Below are 20,592 nucleotides of genomic sequence, written 5' to 3' on the forward strand. Positions count from 1 at the left end.
CTCCCCCGGGATGAGTTTTCCGCAATGCTTGCGGGAACAACCTTCAAAGGGGTCCATTCGACGAGCAACACATGAAACAAACTCTCCTCTGCGTAGTAGTAAGCTGAAGTCATGCATCTCCTCCTGGTGGAAGACAAGGACAGTTTCCGACGCCTGCTGGTCCAGGCCCTGGAGGGCTCTGGCTGGGAGATCCTGGCGGTGGCCCACCCCCAGGAGGCCCTGGCCATCCTGGAGGCCACCCCCTGCGAAATCATGGTGACGGACCTCCGCCTCCCCGCCATGAGTGGCCTTGAACTGCTCAAGCGCGCCAAACGCCTGAGGCCGGACCTTCGGGTGCTCCTGATGAGCGCCTTCGGGGAACCCGGCGATATCGTTGAAGCCATGGCCTTCGGAGCGGATGACTTCCTGCCAAAACCCTTTGATCTGGACCTGTTCCAGGCCACCCTGGAACGCCTCCAGGCCCTCACGGAGGCCCCGAGCCCAGATCCCCGGGAGCCATGGGTGGCTCTCTCCCCCGGCATGAGGGCCCTTGATCGGGCCCTGGGGAGCCTGGCCGAGAGCGAGGCCCCCACCCTGTTCATCGGGGAACGGGGTTCGGGACGGACCCGAACCGCCCGGCGCCTCCACACCCTCCGTCACCCGAAGGCTCCCTTCCTACCCGTGGATGCGGCATCCCTGGGCTCCGACGGCCCCAAAGGGCAACAGCTGGCCATGCTCAAGGGGGGGACGATCCACCTCCAGAACCTGGACGGGCTTTCCCCTGAAGGAACCCTGGGGCTCCTGCGGGCCCTGGGCACCGAAGGGATCCACTGGTCCGGAAGCGCCTCCTCCCTGGAGGCTATCCCGGCCCCCTTGCGCCCGAAGCTGGGAGCCCTGGTCCTCGCTCTGCCCCCCCTTCGGGAGCGTCGGGAGGACGTCCTCCCCCTCTTCCGGGCTGTCCTTGAACAGTCTGCACGCCGTATGGGCCATGCCCCGCCGGTGATCGATCTCTGCGTGGAACGGGAGCTGCTCACCCGTCCCTGGCCCGGCAATCTGGCGGAACTGATCTGGCTGGCGGAACGATGTCTGGCTCAGTGCCCCGGCGCCCTGCTGAGCAAGCTCCCCACCGCCCAAGGCCTCGGAGAGGAGCTCATGGAACTGGCCTGGCCCGAGCCAGGCCCCCTGGAAGCCATGTTGGCGAAGATCCAGGAACAGGCCGAGGCCCGATTGATCCGCCGCGCCATCAAATCCCACTCCGGCAACCTGACGGAAACCGCCCTGGCCCTTCGGGTGACCCACCGCCTCCTCTCCCAGCGCTTGCGGGAACACCGCATCTCCCTGGAGGATGGAGCTAGCGGAACACCATGACCCTCAGCCCCCCCCTCCCAGCCTCCACCCGTACAGCCCTCCAGGAGGGGGCCCGCAGGGGCATCACCGCCCTTTCTCAGGTGGTGGTGGGGAAGGAGTTTCAGGTGCGGCGCGCCGTGGCCACCCTCCTCGCCGGAGGACATCTTCTGCTGGAGGATCTCCCGGGGGTGGGCAAGACGACCCTCGCCAAGGGGCTCTGCCGGATCATGGGAGGGTCCTACCAGCGCATCCAGGGAACCAACGATCTCCTCCCTTCGGACCTCCTTGGCGTAAATCTCTGGGATTCGGAGCTCCGGGCCTTCCGATTCCAGGAGGGTCCGGTCTTCACAAACGTCCTGCTCATGGACGAACTGAACAGAATCGGGCCCAAGACCCAGAGTGCCCTGCTGGAGGTCATGGTGGAGGGCCAGGTCACCCTGGATCGGGGAGTCTACCCCCTTCCGAGCCCATTCTTTGTCATTGCCACCCAGAACCCCATGGATCACGCGGGGACCTTTCCCCTTCCCGAATCCCAGCTGGACCGATTCTCCTGCGTCCTGCACCTCGGCTACCCCGACGCCGCTGCGGAACGCCGCATCCTTCGTGACGAAGCGGGTGCGGACCGCCTGCGGGAGCTTGAGCCCGCCCTGACCCTGGAGGAATGGTCCCTGGCCCGCCGGGACATCCGCTGCATCCAGCTTTCCGACGCGGTGCTGGACTACGCGGAACGGGTCATCGCCAGGATCCGCCACGACGGCGCTTTCTGCTCCACCCGAGCAGTCGGTCATTGGCTGACGCTCTCCCGGGCGGAGGCTTGGCTGGAGGGCCGCACCTACGCGACACCGGACGATCTCCAGTCCACCCTGGGTGACAGCATGGCCCATCGGGGCGCCCTGGATGATCGCCGACTCAATCGGGAGGAACGTCGCGCAAGCCTGGGGAAGGTGCTTCGGGAAACCCCCGTGGGCTGGATGCCATGAGGGAAGCAAGCGCTCCGGGCGTAGGTGAGGCCATCCGGCGCAAGCGGGAGCTCCTGCAACTCCGCCAGGAGGACTTGGCCCACCAGCTCAACCTGCCGGTCCAGCTCCTGGACGCCATCGAGCGGGAGGACTGGGAGGGCGTGCCTCCGGGCCGGGGGCGGCCCCTGGTGCGCCAGCTAATGGAACGCCTGGGGATAGATCCCACCATCTACACCGATGCCTGGGAGAAGCTCCCGGGAGGCCTGGAGCAGGAAGCTCCGGACCCGAAGAAGGACCTCTGGGAGAGGGTTCTCATGGGTGGGATCTCCCTGGCCGCCTTGGCTCTGGTGCTCTGGCTCATCCTTCCGGGTCCCAATATCAAGCGGGGTATCCAGGAGGATAGGCCCACCAGGGCGGATCTCCCCTGGACCCCTCAGGCGCCGCCCTCCCCCTCTCCCTTCCCAGTGCTGGGCGAACTGATCCCCGAGGCGGGAGTGACCGCCGAGGGAGTCCTGGTGAGCCTCAGGACGCTGGATACCTGTGAAGCCCGTCTCCAGGGGCCCCAGACGGACCAGACCCGGACCCTGCGGGTCTCGGAACCCTGGAAGCTCCGGGTACCTGGGCCCTTCACCCTGACCCTCAGCAACTCAGGCGTAGTGGAGGTAGAGGTGGCTGGCAGGCGGATCCGCCACCCGGGCGAAGTGGGCGAGTCCTGGACCGGCCAGTTCGGCGGAGATGGGCAAGCCATCCTGCCTCAGCCATCCCCCAGCGAAGTCCCCCCGACCGCTCCCGAGACCGACGAGGAAACCAGTCCCACCCCCGAAGGCACGGAGTGACCATGCACCCTATTGTTCAGAAGTTCCTGGACCAGCAGCTCCCAGAGCCCATGGTGGGCGCTCTGCTCGGCGGGGCCCTGCCTCTCCCCCCCCTGGACCTTCTGCAGGCCTTGGCCCATGCAGTCTTCCAGGAAGGCCCCTTGACCCCCAAGGCCCTGGAGACACTCCAGGGCATACCAGAGAGCCTGCTGGCCAGTGCCATCATCGGCCCTGTGGATCCCCCGGCCCCCCTTGGGCTCATCCTCATCCATCGCCGGGAGTCGGGCCTCACAGAATCAGCCCTCCTGCATGAGGACCTCACGGCCGAATGGATGGAGCGGGTCATCCCCAGCCTGCCAGGCAAGGCCCTGGAGATTCCCCTTCACAATCAGGTGCTGTGGATCGAGCGCCCGATGATCCTGGACCTGCTGGAGGCCCATCCGGAGGCGGATTACGGCATCAAGCGCAAGGTGGAGGAGTTCCGGCGGGACGTGCTGAAGCAGATCTCCCAGGAGCTCGCCCAGGAGCGCCTGGAAATCATTGACGAGGTGGAGGCCGGCAATCTGGACAGGGCCTGGGCCGAGCTTCCCCCCCCCAAGCCCGAGGAACTGGCCGAAGAACTGGACCCGGCGGTGCTCCGGGAGAGCCTCATCAAGCCCGTGGTGGACGAAGAGGGCCATGAGATCCCCCTGCGCCTCACCCAGAGGATCATGAAGCTGCGCACCAGCCAGAAGATCCTCCTGGCCCAGAAGGGCGGCAAGGAGGAGCGTACCCTGCTGATCCGGGAATCCAATCGCCTGATCCAGGTGGCGGTGATCCGCAACGGACGGATCACCGAGGGGGAAGTGGCCTATATCGCCCAGATGCGTTCGGTCCATGACGAAATCCTACGCATCATCAGCCTGAACCGGGAGTGGATGAAGAAGTACAACACGGTGAAAAACCTGGTGATGAATCCCCGGACCCCGCTGCCCATCTCCCTCAACATGCTCAAGCGCTTCACGGAATATGACCTCAAGCTGGTGCTGAAGGACCGGAATGTAGCCGAGTTGCTGAGACGCGAGGCCAAGCGGATGCTCGAGAAGTAGCGGTATCCTGGAGAAATGCAGAAGGCTAGCCCCCCCCCGGACCTCCCCCTCATCCATGACTTTCTCTCCTGGGCGGACCAGAACCATGGGGACCCCCAGGCGTGGATTGCCCGTCTCGGTGAAGCAGGACTGCTGGAGGAGGCACTGAAGCGCTCCAGGGCCCACTGGAAGGGGAAGTCGGCCTGGATGCCCATCAAGGCCGCCCTTGAGGCAGCAGCGGAGCTTGCGCGAAAGCGACGGATCCACCAGTGGCAGCAGGATCCCATGCGCCGGACCCTCCGCCTGCGGCTGGAGGTAACCGGAACTTCGGCCCAACTCCATCCCCCTGCGCTCCTGACCGCCCTGGCCCAGGGGCTGATGGCCTCCGGGGTCCCCCTGGCCATGGGGCTGGGCAAGACCCCCCGCCCCCTGGTCCAGTTGGGTCATCCCCTGCCACCAGGTGTGCCGGGACTCTCGGAATGGGCGGATATCACCCTTCGGGAGCCCATGCGCGGCCCCCTGCCCGAGATCCATGTGGAAGGTCTGCGGGTGCTGGAGAGCCAGGAGATCCCCAACTACGCCAGCCCGGTGCTGGAACTATGCCGGGCCGCCCATTGGCGCTGGACCTGCCCCGAAGATCTGCGGGAGAAGGCCCAGTCCACCCTCGCAGTCTTCGCAGCCTCCGAGTCCTACGAGATCGACAAGGTGGGCAAGGCCGAGGGCCACAAGGTGCTCAAGCGGATCGAGGTGCGCCCCCTGGTGCTCGATCTGGCATGGGAAGGCGCGGAACTTCGATTCAGCACCCGCACCACCACCGGGGAGGCCATGAATCCCCAGAAGCTCCTTGGAGGCATCCTGGGGCTTGAGCCCGCCCGCATCCAGCCCCTTGTCCGGGAGCGGGTGGAACTGGGGGAGGACCCCAGGCTCCGTCAGGCGGACCGGTTCCAGACCAAGCTCCACAACATCTTCGAGGATGCGGTCATGCTCGAAGGGGGCAGCAACATCACCCTGGTGGACGAGGACGATGACGAACCCTTGAGCCTTTAATCATAAGGGGCCGTAGCGGAATAACCATTACAGTTCGGGTTGTCCCGCTACGGCCCCTTATGCCGCTCCTGTGAATGTTTGTTCAGGTTATCTCTGGGCAGTGGCTTACCGCTCCATCAGTGCCATCCGGAGACCCAGGGCGCCGAAGACACCGGCCGTCAGCCACTCGAAACGCCGGGCGATCCGGGGCCGGGACAGGATGTAGTTGCCGATGCTGCCGGAGAAGATGCCAATGAGGCTGAAGACCGCAAGGGCCTGCACCATGAAGGTGATCCCCAGGAAGATCATCTGGAGGGTGAAATACTTTGCCCCGGGGCTGATGAACTGGGGGAGGAAGGCCAGGAAGAACATGGCGACCTTGGGATTGAGGACGTTCATAATGAAGCCGCGCTTGAAGAGAGCCCAGGCATCCCCTTCGGCCGCCGAAGAGAGATGGATGGAGGAACTGGACCGGATGGTCTTGTAGGCCAGGAAGAGCAGGTAGGCTGCCCCGGCATACTTGACGAGATTGAAGGCCAGGGCCGAGGAATAGAAGATGGCGGACGCCCCCAGGGCCGCAGCAATGGTATGCACCGTGACCCCGCTGCACATGCCGCAGGCGGACGCCAGGGCGGCCTTGCGCCCACGGGTGATGCCCTGGGTGAGGACGAAGATGTTGTCGGGCCCGGGAGCCAGGGAGAGGAGCACCGAGGCGCCGACAAAGCCGAGATAGGTGGTGAGCGTCATAGGTCCTCCCGCTCCTTGGCGGCCGCTTCGATGGCGTCCTGCCAGAGCCCCTTGGGGTCCTGTCGCATCACCCACCTCGAGTCCAGGGGCAGTTTCAACCAAGCTCCCTCTTCCATCTCGGTCTCCAGCTGTCCGGGGCCCCATCCTGAGTACCCAAGAAAGAGCCGATAGCTGGCCTTCGGGTCCAGGAGCAGGGACTCCAGAAGATCCTTGCGGAAGCTGACGAAATCCGTGAAGTCCAGCACAAGGTCATCGGAGGAGGGCAGCCCGCCCCGCACCAGGATGATGCCCCGCTGAGGGTCCACTGGACCTCCCCGCCAAGCGGTGTTGCCCTCCTCCCCGGCGAATTCCAGATGGCTTTCGGCGCATATCTGCTTCAGGGTCAGCGGGAGGGGGCGGTTCAGGATGATGCCCATGGCCCCGTTCTCATCGTGCTCCACCACCAGCACTAAGGTGTGCAGGAAGTTGGGATCCAGGAGAAGGGGACTCGCAACCAAAAGACAAGGTGCCATGAGACTCATGGCCAAGATCATAACGCGCGCTAATCTCTTAGTATGCGCATTTCTACCCTCCAGAATCTCTCCGCCATTCCCACCAGCTTCCGCTGGATGGTCCGACATCGCGGTCTTGTCACAGGCCTCTCGGCGCTCTGGGCCGCCCTCATGACCCTGGCACCGTATGTCCAGATAAAGGCAGGCATACCGGCCCATCTGATCCCCACGGGCATCGTCAACATGGCCTTCACGCTGCCCATCGACTTCTTCCTCCTGCCAATGCTGATGGCCTATGTGGATGCAGAATTCCACCACCATCCGGCAAACCCCCTGCAGGAGTGGCGAAAGACCTTCGAGGCCCGCTGGCTGACAGCCGCCGGAGCCAGGGTCCTCCTGTACGTCCTGTCCACCCTGGGCCTCATGGCATTCATCATCCCCGGCCTGGTGGTCATCCTACTGCTCGGCTGGATGCCGATCTACACCCTGCTGAGGGGCGGGACCGTCGCCCACGCTGCCCGTTGGAGCACCCGTATCATGGTCCAGGAATGGCGCCGGGTGCTGCTTGCGATCCTGCCGATCTTCGCCATCTATCTCGGCCTGCTTTTCTGCCTCGACCTGGTCCTTGTCCACTGGGGACCGGAGCCCACCCTCTGGCTCCGGTTCAGGCACCCCCACTACTGGCTGACGTCCTTCATCAGCGCGGCTGTGAATATCTGGCTGAGTCTTGCCCTGCTGGCCCTCTTCCACCGGGTGGAGAACGAGGCCATGCTCAAGTCGGAGGATCCGGATCAGAGGCGGAAGTAAGCCCGGATCCCCTTCACCACAGCCTCAGCGTAGCGTTCGCGGAACCGGGGATCCTGGAAGCGGGCAGCGTCCTCCTCGTTGGTGAGGTTCACAACCTCCAGCAGCACCTTGGCGCTGGCGGAGGAATGGCGAATGACGGCAGGCAGATAGCTCTTCCCCGAACGATGGATGATATTCCGGATGGGGCGGTTCGAGTGTATTAATAAATTATCGTCTTTCATGGCCTGCAGCAGTGCCTCCGCCAACTGACGACTGCGGGCCTCGCTCTGGAGGCGTTCCTTTGCGGTGGCCTGAAAAAGGCCACCGCGCTTCATTTCGGCGACCCGCACCCCATGAGTGGAATTCAGGCAGAAACGCGGGGGAACCACCGAAGCCCCCGGCACGTATGCCATAGAGCCCCGGGCACTCGGATGGAGGCTGTCGGCGTGGAAGCTCAGGAAGACAGTCTTCCGGGCATCCCCCTTCTGCCGGAAGGCAGCGAACCAGTCATTGGCCAGCACCCAGCGAAGATGGACGCTGACGGCACTGGGACTTTCACCATCGTTCGCGAAGGGGGGCGTCGTAAGAATCTCCGCATCCCGGGTGGGGGTCCGGATCTCATCCCTGTATTTGAAGCCCACGCTTGGATAGCGAAGGGTGGAACTCACAACCGCATCCGTGTCCTGCTCCAGAATGCGGCGCACCCGCATGGCGATGTCGTAGACGTAGTCCGACTCCCAGACGCCGTTGGCCACGGCTCCCCCGTCCACTCCCCCGTGCCCCGGGTCAAGGACGATGCGCACCCCCCGCAGACTGGGGCCGCCATCCACCCTGGCCATCCGACGCACCTCGGCCCGGACTTCGCGTTCCTCCCGCAGAGCCCGAGTCCCCTCGGGCTGGAAGGGATCGGCCAGCTGGCGGACGGGGATTCGGATGAGGGTGCCCGGCGGGATGGAGCGCACATCCTCGATACCGCTGCGCGTTGCGATCTCCAGGGCCAGATCGTTCACATCCTTGGGGTCAACGCGATCGGTATAGCGCATCACCACGCTGGAGTAGAGGGCTTCGCCCTTGCGTAGACGATAGGCCGCATATTTCCCGGCTTTGTCCTCACCGAAGCTCAGGAGGGCACGATAAGCCGCCACCTTGGCCTCATCGTCCAGATCGTCTTCCGGCAGGCTCCGATCTGTGCCCCGCTTGCGGTCTCCCCCGAGCTCCACCGACAGCAGGCTCTTCGGGATACGCCAGTCGTCCCCCTTGCGGAGCTTCTCCGGCAGTTTCGGATTGGCGTCCTGGAGCTTGTCATAGTTCTGGCCATGACCGGTGAAGAGGGCGCTGATGAGCCAGACGGACTCCAGTTCGGGCCACCGGATCCGGTGCCGGACCTCATCCTCGCCCCACCTGTCATCAGGGAAGAGGGCCTCCAGGGCCCAGCGCTTGCCCTCGGGCGACAGTTCAGCGTAGCTCACCCACTCAGGGTGGCTCCCCCCCCTTGCCAGCATGGAGGAAGGCAGCCGGAAGGCCTCTACCTGGAGCCCTTTCTTGAAGACGAGGCGCATCGCCACCGAAGCCCCCCTGGGGAGGCGCGCCTGAAGCTCCATGGGGCTTGGATCAGCCTGAGCCGCAAGGACGGGCAGTGCCAGGGCCCAGGGGAGGATCAGTCTTCCCACGGGGCCTCTTCCCCTGAATGGACAGCCCCCTCAAGCCCCAGAGTAACCCAAGCCCGCAGATCACCCTCAAGACTGCCGGAATCCTGGGCCCGGAGGGTAAGGAAGGCCCCGAAGCGGCGCTCCAGATGACCCATGCCCTCCTCCAGCAGAAAGAGCCGATCCGCCACACGACCCTGCAGATCCTTGGCCTGGGTGGGAGGCAGTTTCATAGTGGAGACATCCAGGGAGGCGGCGTTAAGCATGAAGGTCCACTCCATGTCGCCGGACAGGAGGCGCACCTTGGCCTTGTTGGGGCGCATCCCCCGGGACAGGGCCTCAAAGGCTTCGCGGCTCTCGGCGGGATTGCCCTTCCGGAGGCTCAGTTCCTTGACATCCCCCCGCTCCGTGGCCAACTGGACCGAATCATCCATGAAGAGGGCCGACTGGTCTCCCGCCAGGCCGCTGGTGCCTCCCTCCGTTAAACCCCGCATCCAGAGCCAGAGGAGGAATTCCTCCCCCAGGAAGCGGCCCTGCTCGATCAGTTCCATGGGCTTTGCGCTCATCAGGCCTCCTCCAGTTCCAGGTTGAGGGGATCCAAAGCCATCAGGCCTTCCACAGAAATCTGGGGTGCCAGGCGGCCTGCCAGGAGCAGGGGTGCCAGAGGCTGGAGTTCACACCCAAAGCTCTTCATGAACAGACCGATCAGGGCGCCCTGTGTCTTGCTGGAACCCGCCGTGGTCCAGAGCATGCCGCCCTTCAGATCCCACGCAACCTCCACGGTCTTGGGGACAGGAAGGACTTTGGCCAGAAGTTCGGCCTTCACCTCGTCCTGGAGGGAGGTTCGGGCTTCCTTACCGATGAAGGCCAGATCTTTTTCCTTCTGCAATTGCTGAATCCGGAGATCGACATGGGCCTTCAGGAGGGAGGAAGGCACCTTGCGGGTATCGATCCGAAGGGAGAACAGGGCGAAGCGCTCCTGGCTCACCCAGTTCTCATCCGGCGGAAGAATCAAGGGGTTGCGCCAATCGCACCATCCGAAGCGTTCCTCTTCCAGACCATCCTCGAAGGGGCGGAAGCATTCCTTGTGAAGACCTTCCTGGAGATCCTTTTCCGAAGGCACAGGCCCCAGGACCAGGAAGCGTTTGAGAGAGACGGAACCTTGAAGAAGACTCATGGCCTACCTGCGACGAAGCGTTTGAACCATTGGGAGATCCCGGATCGCGCCGGGGGATTGGACTGGAGGGCAGGCTCGGTCCACTGGACCGCTTCACCGGGCGCCGGGAGGGGAAAGGCTGGATCATCCAAGGCAAGCAGAAGGGCCGTGACATTATCCCGCCCCCCACGATCAAGGGCCAGTTCCACCATCAGTTCCACGGAGCGGCGGGGAGAGAAACCGAAGTCGAGGATGGATTTGAGCCCATCGTCCTCCACCTCGCCATGGAGGCCGTCGCTGCAAAGGAGCAAGCGGTCGCCACGTTTCACCGGAACCTTCACCAGAGCGGCATCCAGGGGCCTCGGACAGCCCAAGGCCTGGGTGATCATGCTCCGCTGAGGATGGACCTTCGCCTGCTCCGGGGTGATGGAGCCAGCCAGCACCATTTCGTTGACCAGGGTGTGGTCCGTCGTGAGTTGATGGAGATGCGGCCTACGGTAGATATAGGCCCGACTGTCCCCCACATGGACGATATAAGCGAAGCCATTCCAGATGACCGCCGCGGTCAGGGTGCTCCCCATGCCCCGGGAACTCCGGTCCGAATCGGAGTAGCGGAGGACCGAATGGCTGGCAACCTCGGCGGAGGTCAACAAGGCCTTCAGCAGATCCTCCTCTCGGGAGCTTTCCATAGGAAAGCGCCCCCAGTGACCGAACATCGTGACCGCCATGGATGCCAGGCCTTCGCGGCTCGCGATCTCTCCGGCAGCCGCACCGCCCATCCCATCCGCCACCGCAGCCAGCAGCCCAGCCCTGCAGACCTGGGGAGAACGGCTCACGAAGCTGATATTCGGTTCCTCGCCGTCCAACGCACTGACCAGATAGCCATCCTCGTTGTTCTTCCTGACACGCCCCTGGTGGGTTATGGCGGCATAATCGATGAGCATGGAAGATGGAATCCTGGGGACGGTGCAGACGGAAGTGCAGCAGAGTCGCTTGCATTCATACTATCCGGAACCCGGCCCCCGCGCCGAAAGAGGAATAATGAACCACTGCATGGAACTGTCGTGACCCTCCTGGGCCCCCACCGGGGCCTGACCATACTGGGACCTGGCACCCTCGGCCTTGCGGTGGCGCAATGGGCCGCCGAGTGCGGGCTAGAGGTCCGCTTGGTGGGTCGGACCCCTGGCCATGCTGCCCAGGGACTGGCAAGCGTGCAGAGCCGTTGGGACGTTTCTCTTCGCAAGGGACGCATCCAGGCTGAAGCCCTCGCCCTGGCAAGGGCTCGACTCCGGATCGGTGAAAGCCTGGAAGAGGCCCTCCAGGGAAGCGATGTATTCCTTGAGACCCTTCCGGAATCCGTAGAGCTCAAGGCGTCAGCCTGGGCGAATCTCAGTTCACTGGCAACCAGGGACGTTCTCTGGGCAACTGGTTCCTCGGGCATCCCCGTCTCGGAACTCCGAGCCCGGAGCGGTTTCCCTCTCCCAATCCTGGGTTTTCACCTCTTCGTCCCAGTACACCACCGCCGGGTGGTGGAACTGGTATCGGAGCCAGGCACTGATACCCGGCCAGCCCTGGGACTGGCCAAGCAACTCCGGCTTGAGGTGATTCCTGCCCCGGATCAGCCTGGGTACCTCGCCAGCCGCCTGGCGATGGTCCAGGGCCTGGAAGCGATGCGCATGGTGGAACAGGGCCAAGGCACCCCTTCAGACATCGACGCCCTGATGGCGATAGGCTACGGGCACCCCTGTGGCCCCCTGGAGCTGAGTGATCGCGTGGGATTGGACCTCCGTCTAGCCATCGCCACCTCTCTCTATGAGAGAACCGCCAACCCAGCCTTCGCCCCGCCGACCATTCTCAAACAGAAAGTCGCCCGGGGAGAACTCGGGCGTAAATCGGGCCAGGGATTCTACGCTTGGCCCAACGGGAGTCGTGCTGAATGAACACCCTCACCCTCGCCATCCTATTGATCGCAACGGTCCTAGTGCTCTGGATCGCCTACAAAGTCGGCCAAGTCCTCCTGCGCTTGGCCCTAGGCTTGGTCGCCCTGGGGCTGATAGCCTATGGCATATGGCATTTCTTGATCCGCTAGAGGATACCCACCCAGGAGCCCACCATGTCCGATCTTTCCTGCCCCAACTGCGGCGCTGATCTCACCGCCCCCCAGAGTGTTCGTATTGCGGAGTACCGCTTCGGTCACCTGGAAAAGACCTCCCAGGGGTCCGACCCAGCCTACAAGATTGACCGGCCTGATACCTTCACCCTCCTGTGCAACGCCTGCAAACGCCTGGTCCGCACCCTTCCCCTGGAAGGCTGAAGCATCTCGAAGCAACAAAAAGGAGGGTCCGTTCTGGACCCTCCTTTTTGTTGCTTTGTGCAGAGCCTAGTTCTTCAGAATACGAGGAGTGATGAACAAGAGCAGTTCAGCATTGGACTCACTGGCAGTCTTGCTCCGGAACAGGAAGCCCAGGACGGGAATCTTGGACAGGTAGGGGATGCCCGTCGTTCCATTGGTCACATTGCTGGTGTAGACACCACCCAGGATGGCCGTCCCACCGTCCTTGACCAGGACCTGGGTTTCCAGTTCCTTGTTGAGGATCGTGGGGGTGCCCTGAACGGTATTCCCGAAATCGGCCTCGGACTTGGTGAGTTTCAGGTCCATCAGGATGGTGCCATCGTTGGTGATCTGCGGTGTGACACTCAGTTCGAGATTGGCATCCACGAAGGAGGTCGTGATGGCTCCGCTGCTGCTGCCGCTCTGGGTGGTTGCATAGGGAATCTTGCGCCCAGCCAGGATCTTGGCCTTCTTGTTGTTCTGGGTCACCACCTTGGGGTTCGAGACGATCTTGACAGTGCCGTTCTTCTCAGCCGCCTGCAGGATGACGTTCACACTGAAGGCGCTCCGGACAAAGGAAACCCATAGCTCACCCGCAGGGTCAGCGATGGAAGTCGTGGTGCGCCAAGCAGCCCCATTGCCTACGCTCGTATCAGCGGCGCTATTCCAGGTCCCGGAGGAACTCGAATTTGTCCCCCCGAAGGCCCAGTAGTCCGAACCACCCGTCGTGCCAGCAGTGGAGTTGCTGGAGGGCCACTTGACACCGAACTGGCGGGAGAACTCCTTGCTGGCCTCCACGATGCGCGCCTCGATCTGGACCTGCTGGATGGCAACATCCATCTGCAGGATCAGTTCGTCAACAAGCTTCAGGTTGCGGGGAAGGTCCGTCAGGATGAGGGTATTGGTCCGATCATCCACGATGATGCTGCCGCGCTTGGTGAGCACCTTCTCCACGACGGCCTTGGCATCCGCCGCCTTGGCGAAGGAGAGGGGCCGGGTGACGCTGACGAGATCGCCAGCCAGGGCCTTGGCTTCCTCCAGCTTCTTGCGATCCTCCTCCTCCTTCTGGAGCTTCTCGACCTTGGCGACACGGATGATGCCGTTGTTGACTTCCTTGCCAAGGCCCGCGTGCTTCAGGATCGTATCCAGCACCAGATCCCAGGGAGTGTCCGTGAACTTGAACTCGTAGGTCTGCCCGGCGACATCCGGATCCGCGATGAGATTCATCTTGGCATGATCGGCGATCAGGCGAAGGAAGGCGGAGAGCTCGGCGCCCTTCACATCAATGGTGATCTTGGAACCGGTGTAGCGTTGCGCGCCTTCGCCAAGGGTGCGACCGGACCTTCCGGTGGCAGCATCCTGACGCTCCGTCCCCCGCTCTGATCCCTGGACGGCTCCAAGTGTGGGCAGCGTCGTGTTCAAAGCGAGTTGCGGGAAGGCATGGTACGGCATGCCCACGCTCGGCAGCGCAGCCAGCGGCGCAGAGGGCGCAGGCTTGACGGCATTGACTGCGATCTGGGGAAGGGACTGGGCGGGTGCCTCAACCAGAGCGGGAGTCACAACCGCCACCACCGGCAGCAGCTGCTCGGCACCTGGAGCCCCAACATTGACTTTGGTCGGTCCTTGACCCTTGGCAAAGGCGATGGTCAAGCCGGAAGCGTCAGGAGCCAGGTCAACCTGGGTCCCGGTTCCCACCTCGAACACGACCCGGGTGACCGGGGAAGGCGCGGGGGAGAACTGAGCAATCCTGGCCTTGGTGATGGCCCCGGACACCAGTCCTCGAACGTGCTGGCGATTGATGGCCTCGGACATCACAACGCCCGGAAGGTCAAGCACCACACGGAGGGGCTTGCCAAGCACTTGACAGCGAGGTGTCCCCTTGTAGCCAGGGATCTCCAGCCGGACCTTGGGAGCCCCCTCCGAGGAGGCGTTCAGGGACGCCCCCAGCAGGGCGGCGGCCTCCTGGGCTGGAAGCACAGCGCTTGTTTCTGCGGAGGTACCTCCGGCAAGCGCGCACGGCCAAGTGGCGCAAGCCACCAGCCCCGCCACGAGCAGATGACTCAGGCGAGTTCTCATGGTTTCCCCTCCTCAGGCTTAAAGGTTTTCACGATAGTTCGGTAGATCGACTTGTTGGTCGAAGTTATTTCCCATTGATGAAACGTGACAGCTCGTTCGCTGATAGCAACAATCTCGCCATCTTTGAATCGAAAGCCCACTGGCAAGGTTCGAATATTTCCCCGGCTGTCGGTGGCCACCAGCATGACCTTCCCCCCGGAGACGATCCGCCCCTTCACACCGATGTCATCCACCAAGTCCCCCCGTCCGCCACGTTCGGCATCACTGGGCACAGTGAAGGGATCGCGCCGTTGTTGAGGTTTGTATGGGATGGCCTCGATCTTGGTAAGATCGACCTCAGGAGCCGCAGCTCCAGGGGCAACCGGGACGCTGGGAGGGGTGCTGACTGCTGGCTCAGGTGTGGCAGCCCATCCAAGGGCGGTGCAACAGATTACAGCAGCAAAGAGTCCATTTGGGATGGGACGCATGGAATCATTCCTCCTTGGCCGCGGGTTGTGCCGAAGCCTTGGCAGCAGGCTTGGCCGCCGGAGCCGGTGGCGGTGGGGGCGTGTAGACGTAGGCACTGACCTTGCACTTCACCAGGATTGGGTAGAGGGATTTTCCGCTATCCCTGGTCATCTCAATATCTGAAATGGAGACGATCTTCTCAAAGCCGCTGATCTGAGAAGCGAACTCGCCGAAGGAGTGGAACCCGGCCCGGAAGGTGAACTGGACCGGAAAGGCGGTGTAGTACTGCTGCTTCTGAGGAGCCTCGTTGGAGAAGGAGACCTGGTCGATGCCAGCCGTATCTGCCATTTTCTTGACCTTGTATGGCATCTCGGAGATATCCGTCTCGGCAGGCATGATCTTGATCAACTCTTCGATTGTCTTGCTCTGAAGGTCGACCTCTTTCTTGAGTTGCTCATAGTTCGACTTGATACCGTAACCCTTTCGAACCTCTTCCTGCAAGGTCACATTTGAAGCTTCAAGGGTCTTCAGCTCAGTACGGGCCCCCCCCAGAAGGATGTAGGTGAGGACTGCGATCAATAGACCAGCCAGACTGCCTATGATGATTTGCTTTTGAAGATAGGGTGTCATCTTCGGCCTCAACTCTGCGGCTTGAATTCAAAGGAAAGCGAGAATCCCACGATGGAACCCTTCTTGTCAGCCTTCGGGTACTGCACGTTCCGGAAATACCGGCTCTGTTCCATCAGCCGATTCTTGAGGAGATTGACGGCCTCAAAGCTGGTGCTGTCGCCCTCGACCGTGATGGTGTTGCCCTTCTGGGACATTTTCTTGAACCAGACACCATCCGGCAGACAGTTGGCCAGTTCAGTCAAGAAGTAGACAGGCGCACGCTGAGACAGACGAAGGCCGACAATGACCTCCTTTTTCTGAGCGAGGGCCGCTTTCTGTTCCCGATATTGTTTCTCAAGTGCATAGTATTTCTGGAGTTCCTGCTTCTTGGCCTCCAGTTCAACATTGGTGGCCTTCGCGGATTCGACCTTCTTGGAAAGCCAGACGTAGTAGATCCCGCTGCAAGCCACGAAGAGGAGTCCGATCAGCACACCAGCCACAGGGAACCCAGAGGTTTTCTGTTCCCCCTGATCATAGAGGGCCGCGGGATCCGGGGAATCCTTCTTCCCCCCCCCCTGGGCCAGGGCGTCTCCAAGGAGATTTATCCTGATCATCGGTCACCCACCTGGCGGAGAGCCACACCGACTGCAACGGCAGCCGAGCAGCCAATTTCACTGACCCTCGAAGAATCCACACTTCTCTCGTCCACTTCGAGGGCCTGGAAGGGGTTCATGCGTTCCACGGACACCCGGAAACGATCCCCCAGAACTTCCAGCAAGCCACTGGTCTTGGCTCCGCCCCCGGAGACGACAATCCGATCGAGGCGATCGACCTTGAAGCTGGAGCGGAAGAAATCGACAGTCCGCGTAAGCTCATCAGCGAAGCCATCCGAGATGGCCATCAAGGAGGGTTGCACCTCCTCGGCAGTCCTTCCCTCTGCACTTCCACCCTGCTTCAGCAACTCCGCCCCTTCCCGCGAAACGCCCCAATCCTCCACCAGCTTGTCGGTGAAACGGTTGCCGCCCCAGGCGATGTCCCGCCAGAATGTCGACCGATTGCCGGTGAGCATGGTCAAGTTGGTGAAACTGGACCCGATATTGACCAGGGCGACCACCTCGTCACGACTGGAAACCGAGTAGTTCGCCTCGTAGGCATTCTGGAGCGCAAATACGTCGACATCCACAATCACCGGACGAAGCCCGGCCTGGGCGACACAGGAGACATAAGCCTCCAGTTTGTCCTTCCGGCATGCCACCAGGACGACATCCATATTGCCGTCCGCCGGACGCTCCTCAAGGATGGAGAAGTCCAGGGCATAGGAGTCGAGCCCCTGCCCGGCAGGGAAGAAGCTCTCAGCCTCCCACCGCACGGATTCCGCCAATTCAGCGGGGCTCATCAGGGGGAAGGTCACCTTCTTGACCATCACCTGCTGGCCGGCCACGGAGATGGCCACCTCCTTGGCTTTGATCTTCTGCTCAGCAACAACTTGGCGGATGGCTCCAGCGACGGCATTGCTGTCCATGATGTCCCCATCGACGATGGCGTCATGGGGAATGGGTATCTCCCCCAGTTTCTGAAGCCTATAGCGCTGGCTACCGGCCTTTCCGCTGGACTGGAGCTCGCAGAGCTTGACGCTGCCGGATCCAATGTCCAGACCAACTAGGAGTTTCTTTTTGCTTTGGAACAGACCCACGGGGAGCCTCGCTTTTCGGATTTTGTAATGAATTGTACCGATGTAAACGTTCGCGTCAAGGCGCGGACTGTCAAGCCAAAATATTGTCTAACTCGAAACCAACAAGCACCACAGTCACGTTGTCTTCCCCTCCATTCTCCAAGGCCTTTTTTACAAGCTTTTCAGCGGCAATCGCTAAGGAATCACTGTTTTGGACGATTTTCCAGATCTCTTCGTCAGGCACCATACCAGAAAGCCCGTCCGAGCAAAGCAAAAGGCGATCCAGTTCTTTCACTTGGAGTTCCTGAATAGAGACATCCAGTTCGCCGCCATTGCCAAGTGCCTGGGTGATAACGTTTCGAAAGGGGTGTTTCCGAGCCTCCTCTGCAGTGAGAATCCCGTTCGCGACCTGATCCGCAACCCAGGAATGATCGCGCGTTATCTGACGTATCCCATCTGGATTCAGCAAGTAAGCCCGACTATCCCCCACGTGTGCCATGGTCACACAGTCCCCTTTGACAAGGCATGCCACAACGGTGGACCCCATGGACTCCCGCTCGGGATTTTCCCGGATGTCATCAAGAATGGCTTGGTCGGAGAGAAGCAGGGCCGCCTTCAGGCGATTGCCGTCATATGGAATCCGGGCATCGTAATCCAGAGGCCAAGTGCGATCCCGCTCTGCAGTCTGTGCAATGAACTCCTCAACCTTTTCCACAACAATCCGGCTGGCCACCTCCCCAGCGGCGTGCCCCCCCAAGCCATCCGCCACCAGGAAAAGGCCCAGTTCCATATCGACGAGCAGGTTGTCCTCATTGTGTTTGCGGATGCATCCGACATCCGACAGTCCAGCTGCAACCACCCGCATGATCATCTCCCACCCTTCATACGTGCCATCCCGCCCCGAATCCGCCCCACCAACTCAGCCCACTGGTCAGCCAAAGAGCCCCCGAGATACCCCTTGGACTTTGCCGGAACCGCCTTGGCGAACACCGGGTGGTTCGGAGCAATGCGACGGGCTGTCTCCCATAGGGCGGTCGCCCGAGCGTACATCCCCACGGACTGAAAGAGCTCCGCAAGGCGGATGGTGGAATCCACATCCCTGGGATTCAAGCGGATGGCGGCCTCCAAGGCCCTGGATTCAGCCTTCTTGTCCCCGGTGCTTTCTGCAACAGCCCTGGCCAGGAGGGCCTGGTATTCACCCTTGCCCCCATCCATCTTGATCGCAAAGTGGACCAGACCCAGCGCCTTCTGGAAATCCCCGTGGTCCATGCAAGCCTTGGCCTCCCGATACCAGTCCTCGGCATTCCGCTCCTTTGGAGCGGGTGCCTCCTCCAGATCGATCCTCGATTCCGACGGATTCACGGAGGCCTGGACCGGGGTAGGCGAGGCGGCACCTCTGGCAACGTCCTTCAGCATGCTGAAGGCCTCCGCCAGATGGCGGAACTTCGATTCAGCTTCAGCCTTTGCGGGCCCCACAAACTTGTCGGGATGCCACTGCTTCGCTAAGCGGTGATAGGCCGACTTGATCTCCTCCGCAGAAGCGCCCGGTGACAGTTCCAGGATTTCGTATGGATTCATGGGGATGCCCGATTCTGCAGGTGGTAACTATTCGATATTCCGGCTCAATAGCTTGAATTTGGACCAGCCGATGCAAGCGGAAAGCAGGAGAGTTTCTAGATATTACCCCCGTTGACCTCGCCAGGGAATGAGAGACTCACAGTGTTCCCCCGAAAAAGCCCGTAGAATGGAGGGCGAGGTGTTAAATGTCGGGCCTCTCCATGCCTCTCGCCAGCTACATCCAAGATTCCGCCCTCCTGCCCCTGGCCGAAAAGATCGAGCGGGGGGACAGGCTTTCATTCGAAGATGGACTGCTGCTCTACAACTCCCTGGATCTCACAGGCATCGCCGCCATGGCCCACTCCGTCCGCCTTGCGCGCCACGGTCGCAGGGCCTATTTCGTGACCAGTCGTCGCCTCTCCTACACCAACATCTGCTATACCCACTGCCAGTTCTGCGCATTCCAGGCCCACATGGACGACCCGAAAGGTTACGTCATGTCTGTGGAAGACGTGATCCGGGAACTGGACAATCCGGAAAATCATGGGGTGCGGGAACTCCACATGACCGCGGGGCATCATCCCAGGTTGAAGATCGAATACTTCGAGTCCCTATTCCGCACGATCAAGGCCCGCTTCCCGGATATCCACCTGAAGGTCTTCACCATGGTGGAGATTGACTTCTACGCCCGAAACTCGGGCATATCCGCAGGAGAGTTCCTGGATCGCTGCATTGCCGCTGGCCTTGAGAGCTGCCCCGGTGGAGGAGCAGAGATCTTCGACCCCGAGGTCCGCAAGCAGATCTGCGTGGGAAAGAAGGATGCAGACACATGGCTGCGAGTGGCGGAACTGTGCCACACCAAAGGGCTTCCCACCAACTGCACCATGCTCTACGGCCACATCGAGGAACCCCGGCACCGGGTGGACCACCTTCTGAGGCTCAGGGAACTCCAGGATCGGACCGGCGGATTCCTCGCTTACATCCCCTTGGCCTACCAGAACGAGGACAACGAGCTCTCCCGCACCCACCGGATCCTCCCCACCACCGGCACCCAGGATCTGCGGGAGATCGCCGTAGCCCGCCTCCTGCTGGACAACATCGACCACATCAAGGCCTACTGGGTCATGATCACCCCTGGCCTGGCCCAGATCGGCCTCAGCTACGGAGCAGACGATATCGATGGCACCATCGTGTGCGAGGAGATCGCCCATCAGGCCGGAGCCAAAACCCCGCCAGGACTCAGTCGGCAGGAGATCATCCGACTGATCCGGGATGCAGGATTTGAGGCCATCGAACGGGACAACCTTTACAACACCTATCCTGCGGAGCACTGAGTGGCCAGCAAGAAGGAACTCCGGCAGCATTACATGGCACTGCGCAATGGAGCTCCGGAGACTGATCGCCAGCGGGCTTCCCAGGCCATCTGCGAGGCCATCGGCCACTTCTGCCAAAGCCGGAGGATCACCCATCTCGGCGTCTTCTGGCCCTACGGCTCCGAGATCGATCTGCGGCCCCTCATCGCGGGGCACCCCGATTGGCTCTTCTTCTTCCCTCGCGTGGCCTCCACCAAACCCCCTCGGCTGGTCTGGGGACCAGAACCCCTGGAACCAGGGATGTGGGGCCTCATGGAACCTGCCCTGGCCCAACACTTCGACCCACCCGTCCAACTCCTGCTGGTGCCGGGCTTGGCCTTCGATGCCAAGGGATTCAGACTGGGCTACGGCGGCGGATTCTACGATGTGACCCTGGCCCACCTGAACGAGGGGATCACCACCCTGGCGGTGGGCTTCGACTTCCAACGCTGCGAAGCCCTGCCGAGCGAACCCCAGGACCTCCCGGTGCAGGCCTTGATGACAGAAGCTGGTTTGACCTGGTTCTAG

At 62.0% G+C, this 20,592-nt stretch carries 24 protein-coding genes; 11 read left to right on the plus strand and 13 right to left on the minus strand.

Annotated features, from left to right (window positions below):
* The first annotated feature begins 111 nt into the window (after positions 1-111).
* Genes HOLFODRAFT_RS0217945 through HOLFODRAFT_RS0217965 form a run of 5 tightly spaced genes read left to right on the plus strand, consistent with a single transcriptional unit; the run spans position 112 to position 5,214 of the window.
* Entirely contained in the window at positions 112-1,347 is a 1,236-nt protein-coding gene (locus tag HOLFODRAFT_RS0217945) for a sigma-54-dependent transcriptional regulator (protein ID WP_005034986.1), read from the plus strand.
* Positions 1,344-2,306 carry an AAA family ATPase gene (locus HOLFODRAFT_RS22245; protein WP_005034983.1) on the plus strand — a complete coding sequence of 321 codons (963 nt, stop codon included), beginning with the start codon at positions 1,344-1,346 and terminating at the stop codon, positions 2,304-2,306. Before HOLFODRAFT_RS0217945 ends, HOLFODRAFT_RS22245 begins: the two co-directional genes overlap by 4 nt.
* On the plus strand, positions 2,303-3,121 hold the full coding sequence (locus HOLFODRAFT_RS0217955; protein WP_005034982.1) for a helix-turn-helix domain-containing protein: 819 nt from the start codon (positions 2,303-2,305) through the stop codon (positions 3,119-3,121). The genes HOLFODRAFT_RS22245 and HOLFODRAFT_RS0217955 overlap by 4 nt, the downstream gene beginning before the upstream one ends.
* Positions 3,122-3,123: 2 nt before the next feature.
* Entirely contained in the window at positions 3,124-4,188 is a 1,065-nt protein-coding gene (locus HOLFODRAFT_RS23645; protein WP_005034979.1) for a hypothetical protein, read from the plus strand.
* A 15-nt stretch (positions 4,189-4,203) separates the two neighbouring features.
* Positions 4,204-5,214 (plus strand): DUF2344 domain-containing protein, encoded by a 1,011-nt coding sequence (locus tag HOLFODRAFT_RS0217965; RefSeq protein ID WP_005034977.1) that lies wholly within the window; start codon positions 4,204-4,206, stop codon positions 5,212-5,214.
* A 105-nt stretch (positions 5,215-5,319) separates the two neighbouring features.
* Here HOLFODRAFT_RS0217965 and HOLFODRAFT_RS0217970 read toward each other — a convergent pair whose 3' ends face one another.
* On the minus strand, positions 5,320-5,940 hold the full coding sequence (locus tag HOLFODRAFT_RS0217970; RefSeq protein WP_005034975.1) for a LysE family translocator: 621 nt from the start codon (positions 5,938-5,940) through the stop codon (positions 5,320-5,322).
* Positions 5,937-6,452, minus strand: coding sequence for a YqgE/AlgH family protein (locus HOLFODRAFT_RS24950; protein ID WP_158412987.1), 516 nt, complete (start codon positions 6,450-6,452; stop codon positions 5,937-5,939). The genes HOLFODRAFT_RS0217970 and HOLFODRAFT_RS24950 overlap by 4 nt, the downstream gene beginning before the upstream one ends.
* 42 nt (positions 6,453-6,494) lie before the next feature.
* Between HOLFODRAFT_RS24950 and HOLFODRAFT_RS0217980 the strand changes: the two genes are divergently transcribed.
* Positions 6,495-7,238, plus strand: coding sequence for a hypothetical protein (locus HOLFODRAFT_RS0217980; RefSeq protein ID WP_005034969.1), 744 nt, complete (start codon positions 6,495-6,497; stop codon positions 7,236-7,238).
* Here the strand turns inward: HOLFODRAFT_RS0217980 and HOLFODRAFT_RS0217985 are convergent.
* Genes HOLFODRAFT_RS0217985 through HOLFODRAFT_RS22260 form a run of 4 tightly spaced genes read right to left on the minus strand, consistent with a single transcriptional unit; the run spans position 7,223 to position 10,963 of the window.
* Positions 7,223-8,887, minus strand: a complete 1,665-nt coding sequence (locus HOLFODRAFT_RS0217985; RefSeq protein WP_005034966.1) for an N-acetylmuramoyl-L-alanine amidase family protein — start codon at positions 8,885-8,887, stop codon at positions 7,223-7,225. The genes HOLFODRAFT_RS0217980 and HOLFODRAFT_RS0217985 overlap by 16 nt on opposite strands.
* Positions 8,875-9,429 (minus strand): hypothetical protein, encoded by a 555-nt coding sequence (locus HOLFODRAFT_RS0217990; RefSeq protein WP_005034964.1) that lies wholly within the window; start codon positions 9,427-9,429, stop codon positions 8,875-8,877. The genes HOLFODRAFT_RS0217985 and HOLFODRAFT_RS0217990 overlap by 13 nt, the downstream gene beginning before the upstream one ends.
* Positions 9,429-10,040, minus strand: a complete 612-nt coding sequence (gene rdgC / locus HOLFODRAFT_RS0217995; protein ID WP_005034963.1) for a recombination-associated protein RdgC — start codon at positions 10,038-10,040, stop codon at positions 9,429-9,431. Before rdgC ends, HOLFODRAFT_RS0217990 begins: the two co-directional genes overlap by 1 nt.
* The gene (locus HOLFODRAFT_RS22260; RefSeq protein ID WP_005034961.1) at positions 10,037-10,963 is read right to left on the minus strand and encodes a PP2C family protein-serine/threonine phosphatase; all 927 of its coding nucleotides are present in this window, start codon (positions 10,961-10,963) and stop codon (positions 10,037-10,039) included. The genes rdgC and HOLFODRAFT_RS22260 overlap by 4 nt, the downstream gene beginning before the upstream one ends.
* Positions 10,964-11,083: 120 nt before the next feature.
* Here HOLFODRAFT_RS22260 and HOLFODRAFT_RS0218005 point away from each other — a divergent pair, with 120 nt between their 5' ends.
* The 3 genes from HOLFODRAFT_RS0218005 to HOLFODRAFT_RS0218015 are packed head-to-tail and all read left to right on the plus strand — an operon-like array spanning position 11,084 to position 12,333.
* Positions 11,084-11,959: a 3-hydroxyacyl-CoA dehydrogenase family protein gene (locus HOLFODRAFT_RS0218005; RefSeq protein ID WP_005034958.1), complete on the plus strand. Its 876-nt coding sequence runs from the start codon at positions 11,084-11,086 to the stop codon at positions 11,957-11,959.
* Entirely contained in the window at positions 11,956-12,108 is a 153-nt protein-coding gene (locus tag HOLFODRAFT_RS24955; protein ID WP_005034956.1) for a hypothetical protein, read from the plus strand. Before HOLFODRAFT_RS0218005 ends, HOLFODRAFT_RS24955 begins: the two co-directional genes overlap by 4 nt.
* Positions 12,109-12,132: 24 nt before the next feature.
* Positions 12,133-12,333 (plus strand): hypothetical protein, encoded by a 201-nt coding sequence (locus tag HOLFODRAFT_RS0218015; protein WP_005034953.1) that lies wholly within the window; start codon positions 12,133-12,135, stop codon positions 12,331-12,333.
* Positions 12,334-12,399: 66 nt separating this feature from the next.
* On the opposite strand, the gene HOLFODRAFT_RS22265 is transcribed toward HOLFODRAFT_RS0218015, so the two are convergent.
* The 7 genes from HOLFODRAFT_RS22265 to HOLFODRAFT_RS0218050 all read right to left on the minus strand — a co-directional run bounded on the left by HOLFODRAFT_RS22265 (position 12,400) and on the right by HOLFODRAFT_RS0218050 (position 18,733).
* Positions 12,400-14,427 (minus strand): type IV pilus secretin family protein, encoded by a 2,028-nt coding sequence (locus tag HOLFODRAFT_RS22265; RefSeq protein ID WP_005034951.1) that lies wholly within the window; start codon positions 14,425-14,427, stop codon positions 12,400-12,402.
* On the minus strand, positions 14,424-14,894 hold the full coding sequence (locus HOLFODRAFT_RS0218025; RefSeq protein ID WP_005034949.1) for a hypothetical protein: 471 nt from the start codon (positions 14,892-14,894) through the stop codon (positions 14,424-14,426). Before HOLFODRAFT_RS0218025 ends, HOLFODRAFT_RS22265 begins: the two co-directional genes overlap by 4 nt.
* Before the next feature lie 4 nt (positions 14,895-14,898).
* Positions 14,899-15,453: a type IV pilus inner membrane component PilO gene (locus HOLFODRAFT_RS0218030; RefSeq protein ID WP_158412988.1), complete on the minus strand. Its 555-nt coding sequence runs from the start codon at positions 15,451-15,453 to the stop codon at positions 14,899-14,901.
* A gap of 59 nt (positions 15,454-15,512) precedes the next feature.
* Positions 15,513-16,097 carry a PilN domain-containing protein gene (locus HOLFODRAFT_RS0218035; protein WP_005034943.1) on the minus strand — a complete coding sequence of 195 codons (585 nt, stop codon included), beginning with the start codon at positions 16,095-16,097 and terminating at the stop codon, positions 15,513-15,515.
* On the minus strand, positions 16,094-17,176 hold the full coding sequence (pilM, locus tag HOLFODRAFT_RS0218040) for a type IV pilus assembly protein PilM (protein WP_005034941.1): 1,083 nt from the start codon (positions 17,174-17,176) through the stop codon (positions 16,094-16,096). The genes HOLFODRAFT_RS0218035 and pilM overlap by 4 nt, the downstream gene beginning before the upstream one ends.
* Positions 17,177-17,246: 70 nt before the next feature.
* Positions 17,247-18,020: a Stp1/IreP family PP2C-type Ser/Thr phosphatase gene (locus HOLFODRAFT_RS0218045; RefSeq protein WP_005034939.1), complete on the minus strand. Its 774-nt coding sequence runs from the start codon at positions 18,018-18,020 to the stop codon at positions 17,247-17,249.
* A 2-nt stretch (positions 18,021-18,022) separates the two neighbouring features.
* Entirely contained in the window at positions 18,023-18,733 is a 711-nt protein-coding gene (locus HOLFODRAFT_RS0218050; RefSeq protein WP_005034936.1) for a J domain-containing protein, read from the minus strand.
* Between the two features lie 185 nt (positions 18,734-18,918).
* On the opposite strand from HOLFODRAFT_RS0218050, the gene mqnE reads away from it, so the two are divergent.
* Together mqnE and HOLFODRAFT_RS22270 are read left to right on the plus strand one after the other, a co-directional pair.
* A complete protein-coding gene (mqnE, locus tag HOLFODRAFT_RS0218055; RefSeq protein ID WP_005034933.1) occupies positions 18,919-20,046 on the plus strand; it encodes an aminofutalosine synthase MqnE in 1,128 nt (375 codons plus the stop codon).
* On the plus strand, positions 20,047-20,592 hold the full coding sequence (locus tag HOLFODRAFT_RS22270) for a 5-formyltetrahydrofolate cyclo-ligase (protein WP_005034930.1): 546 nt from the start codon (positions 20,047-20,049) through the stop codon (positions 20,590-20,592).

Source organism: Holophaga foetida DSM 6591 (assembly GCF_000242615.2).
Taxonomy (GTDB): domain Bacteria; phylum Acidobacteriota; class Holophagae; order Holophagales; family Holophagaceae; genus Holophaga; species Holophaga foetida.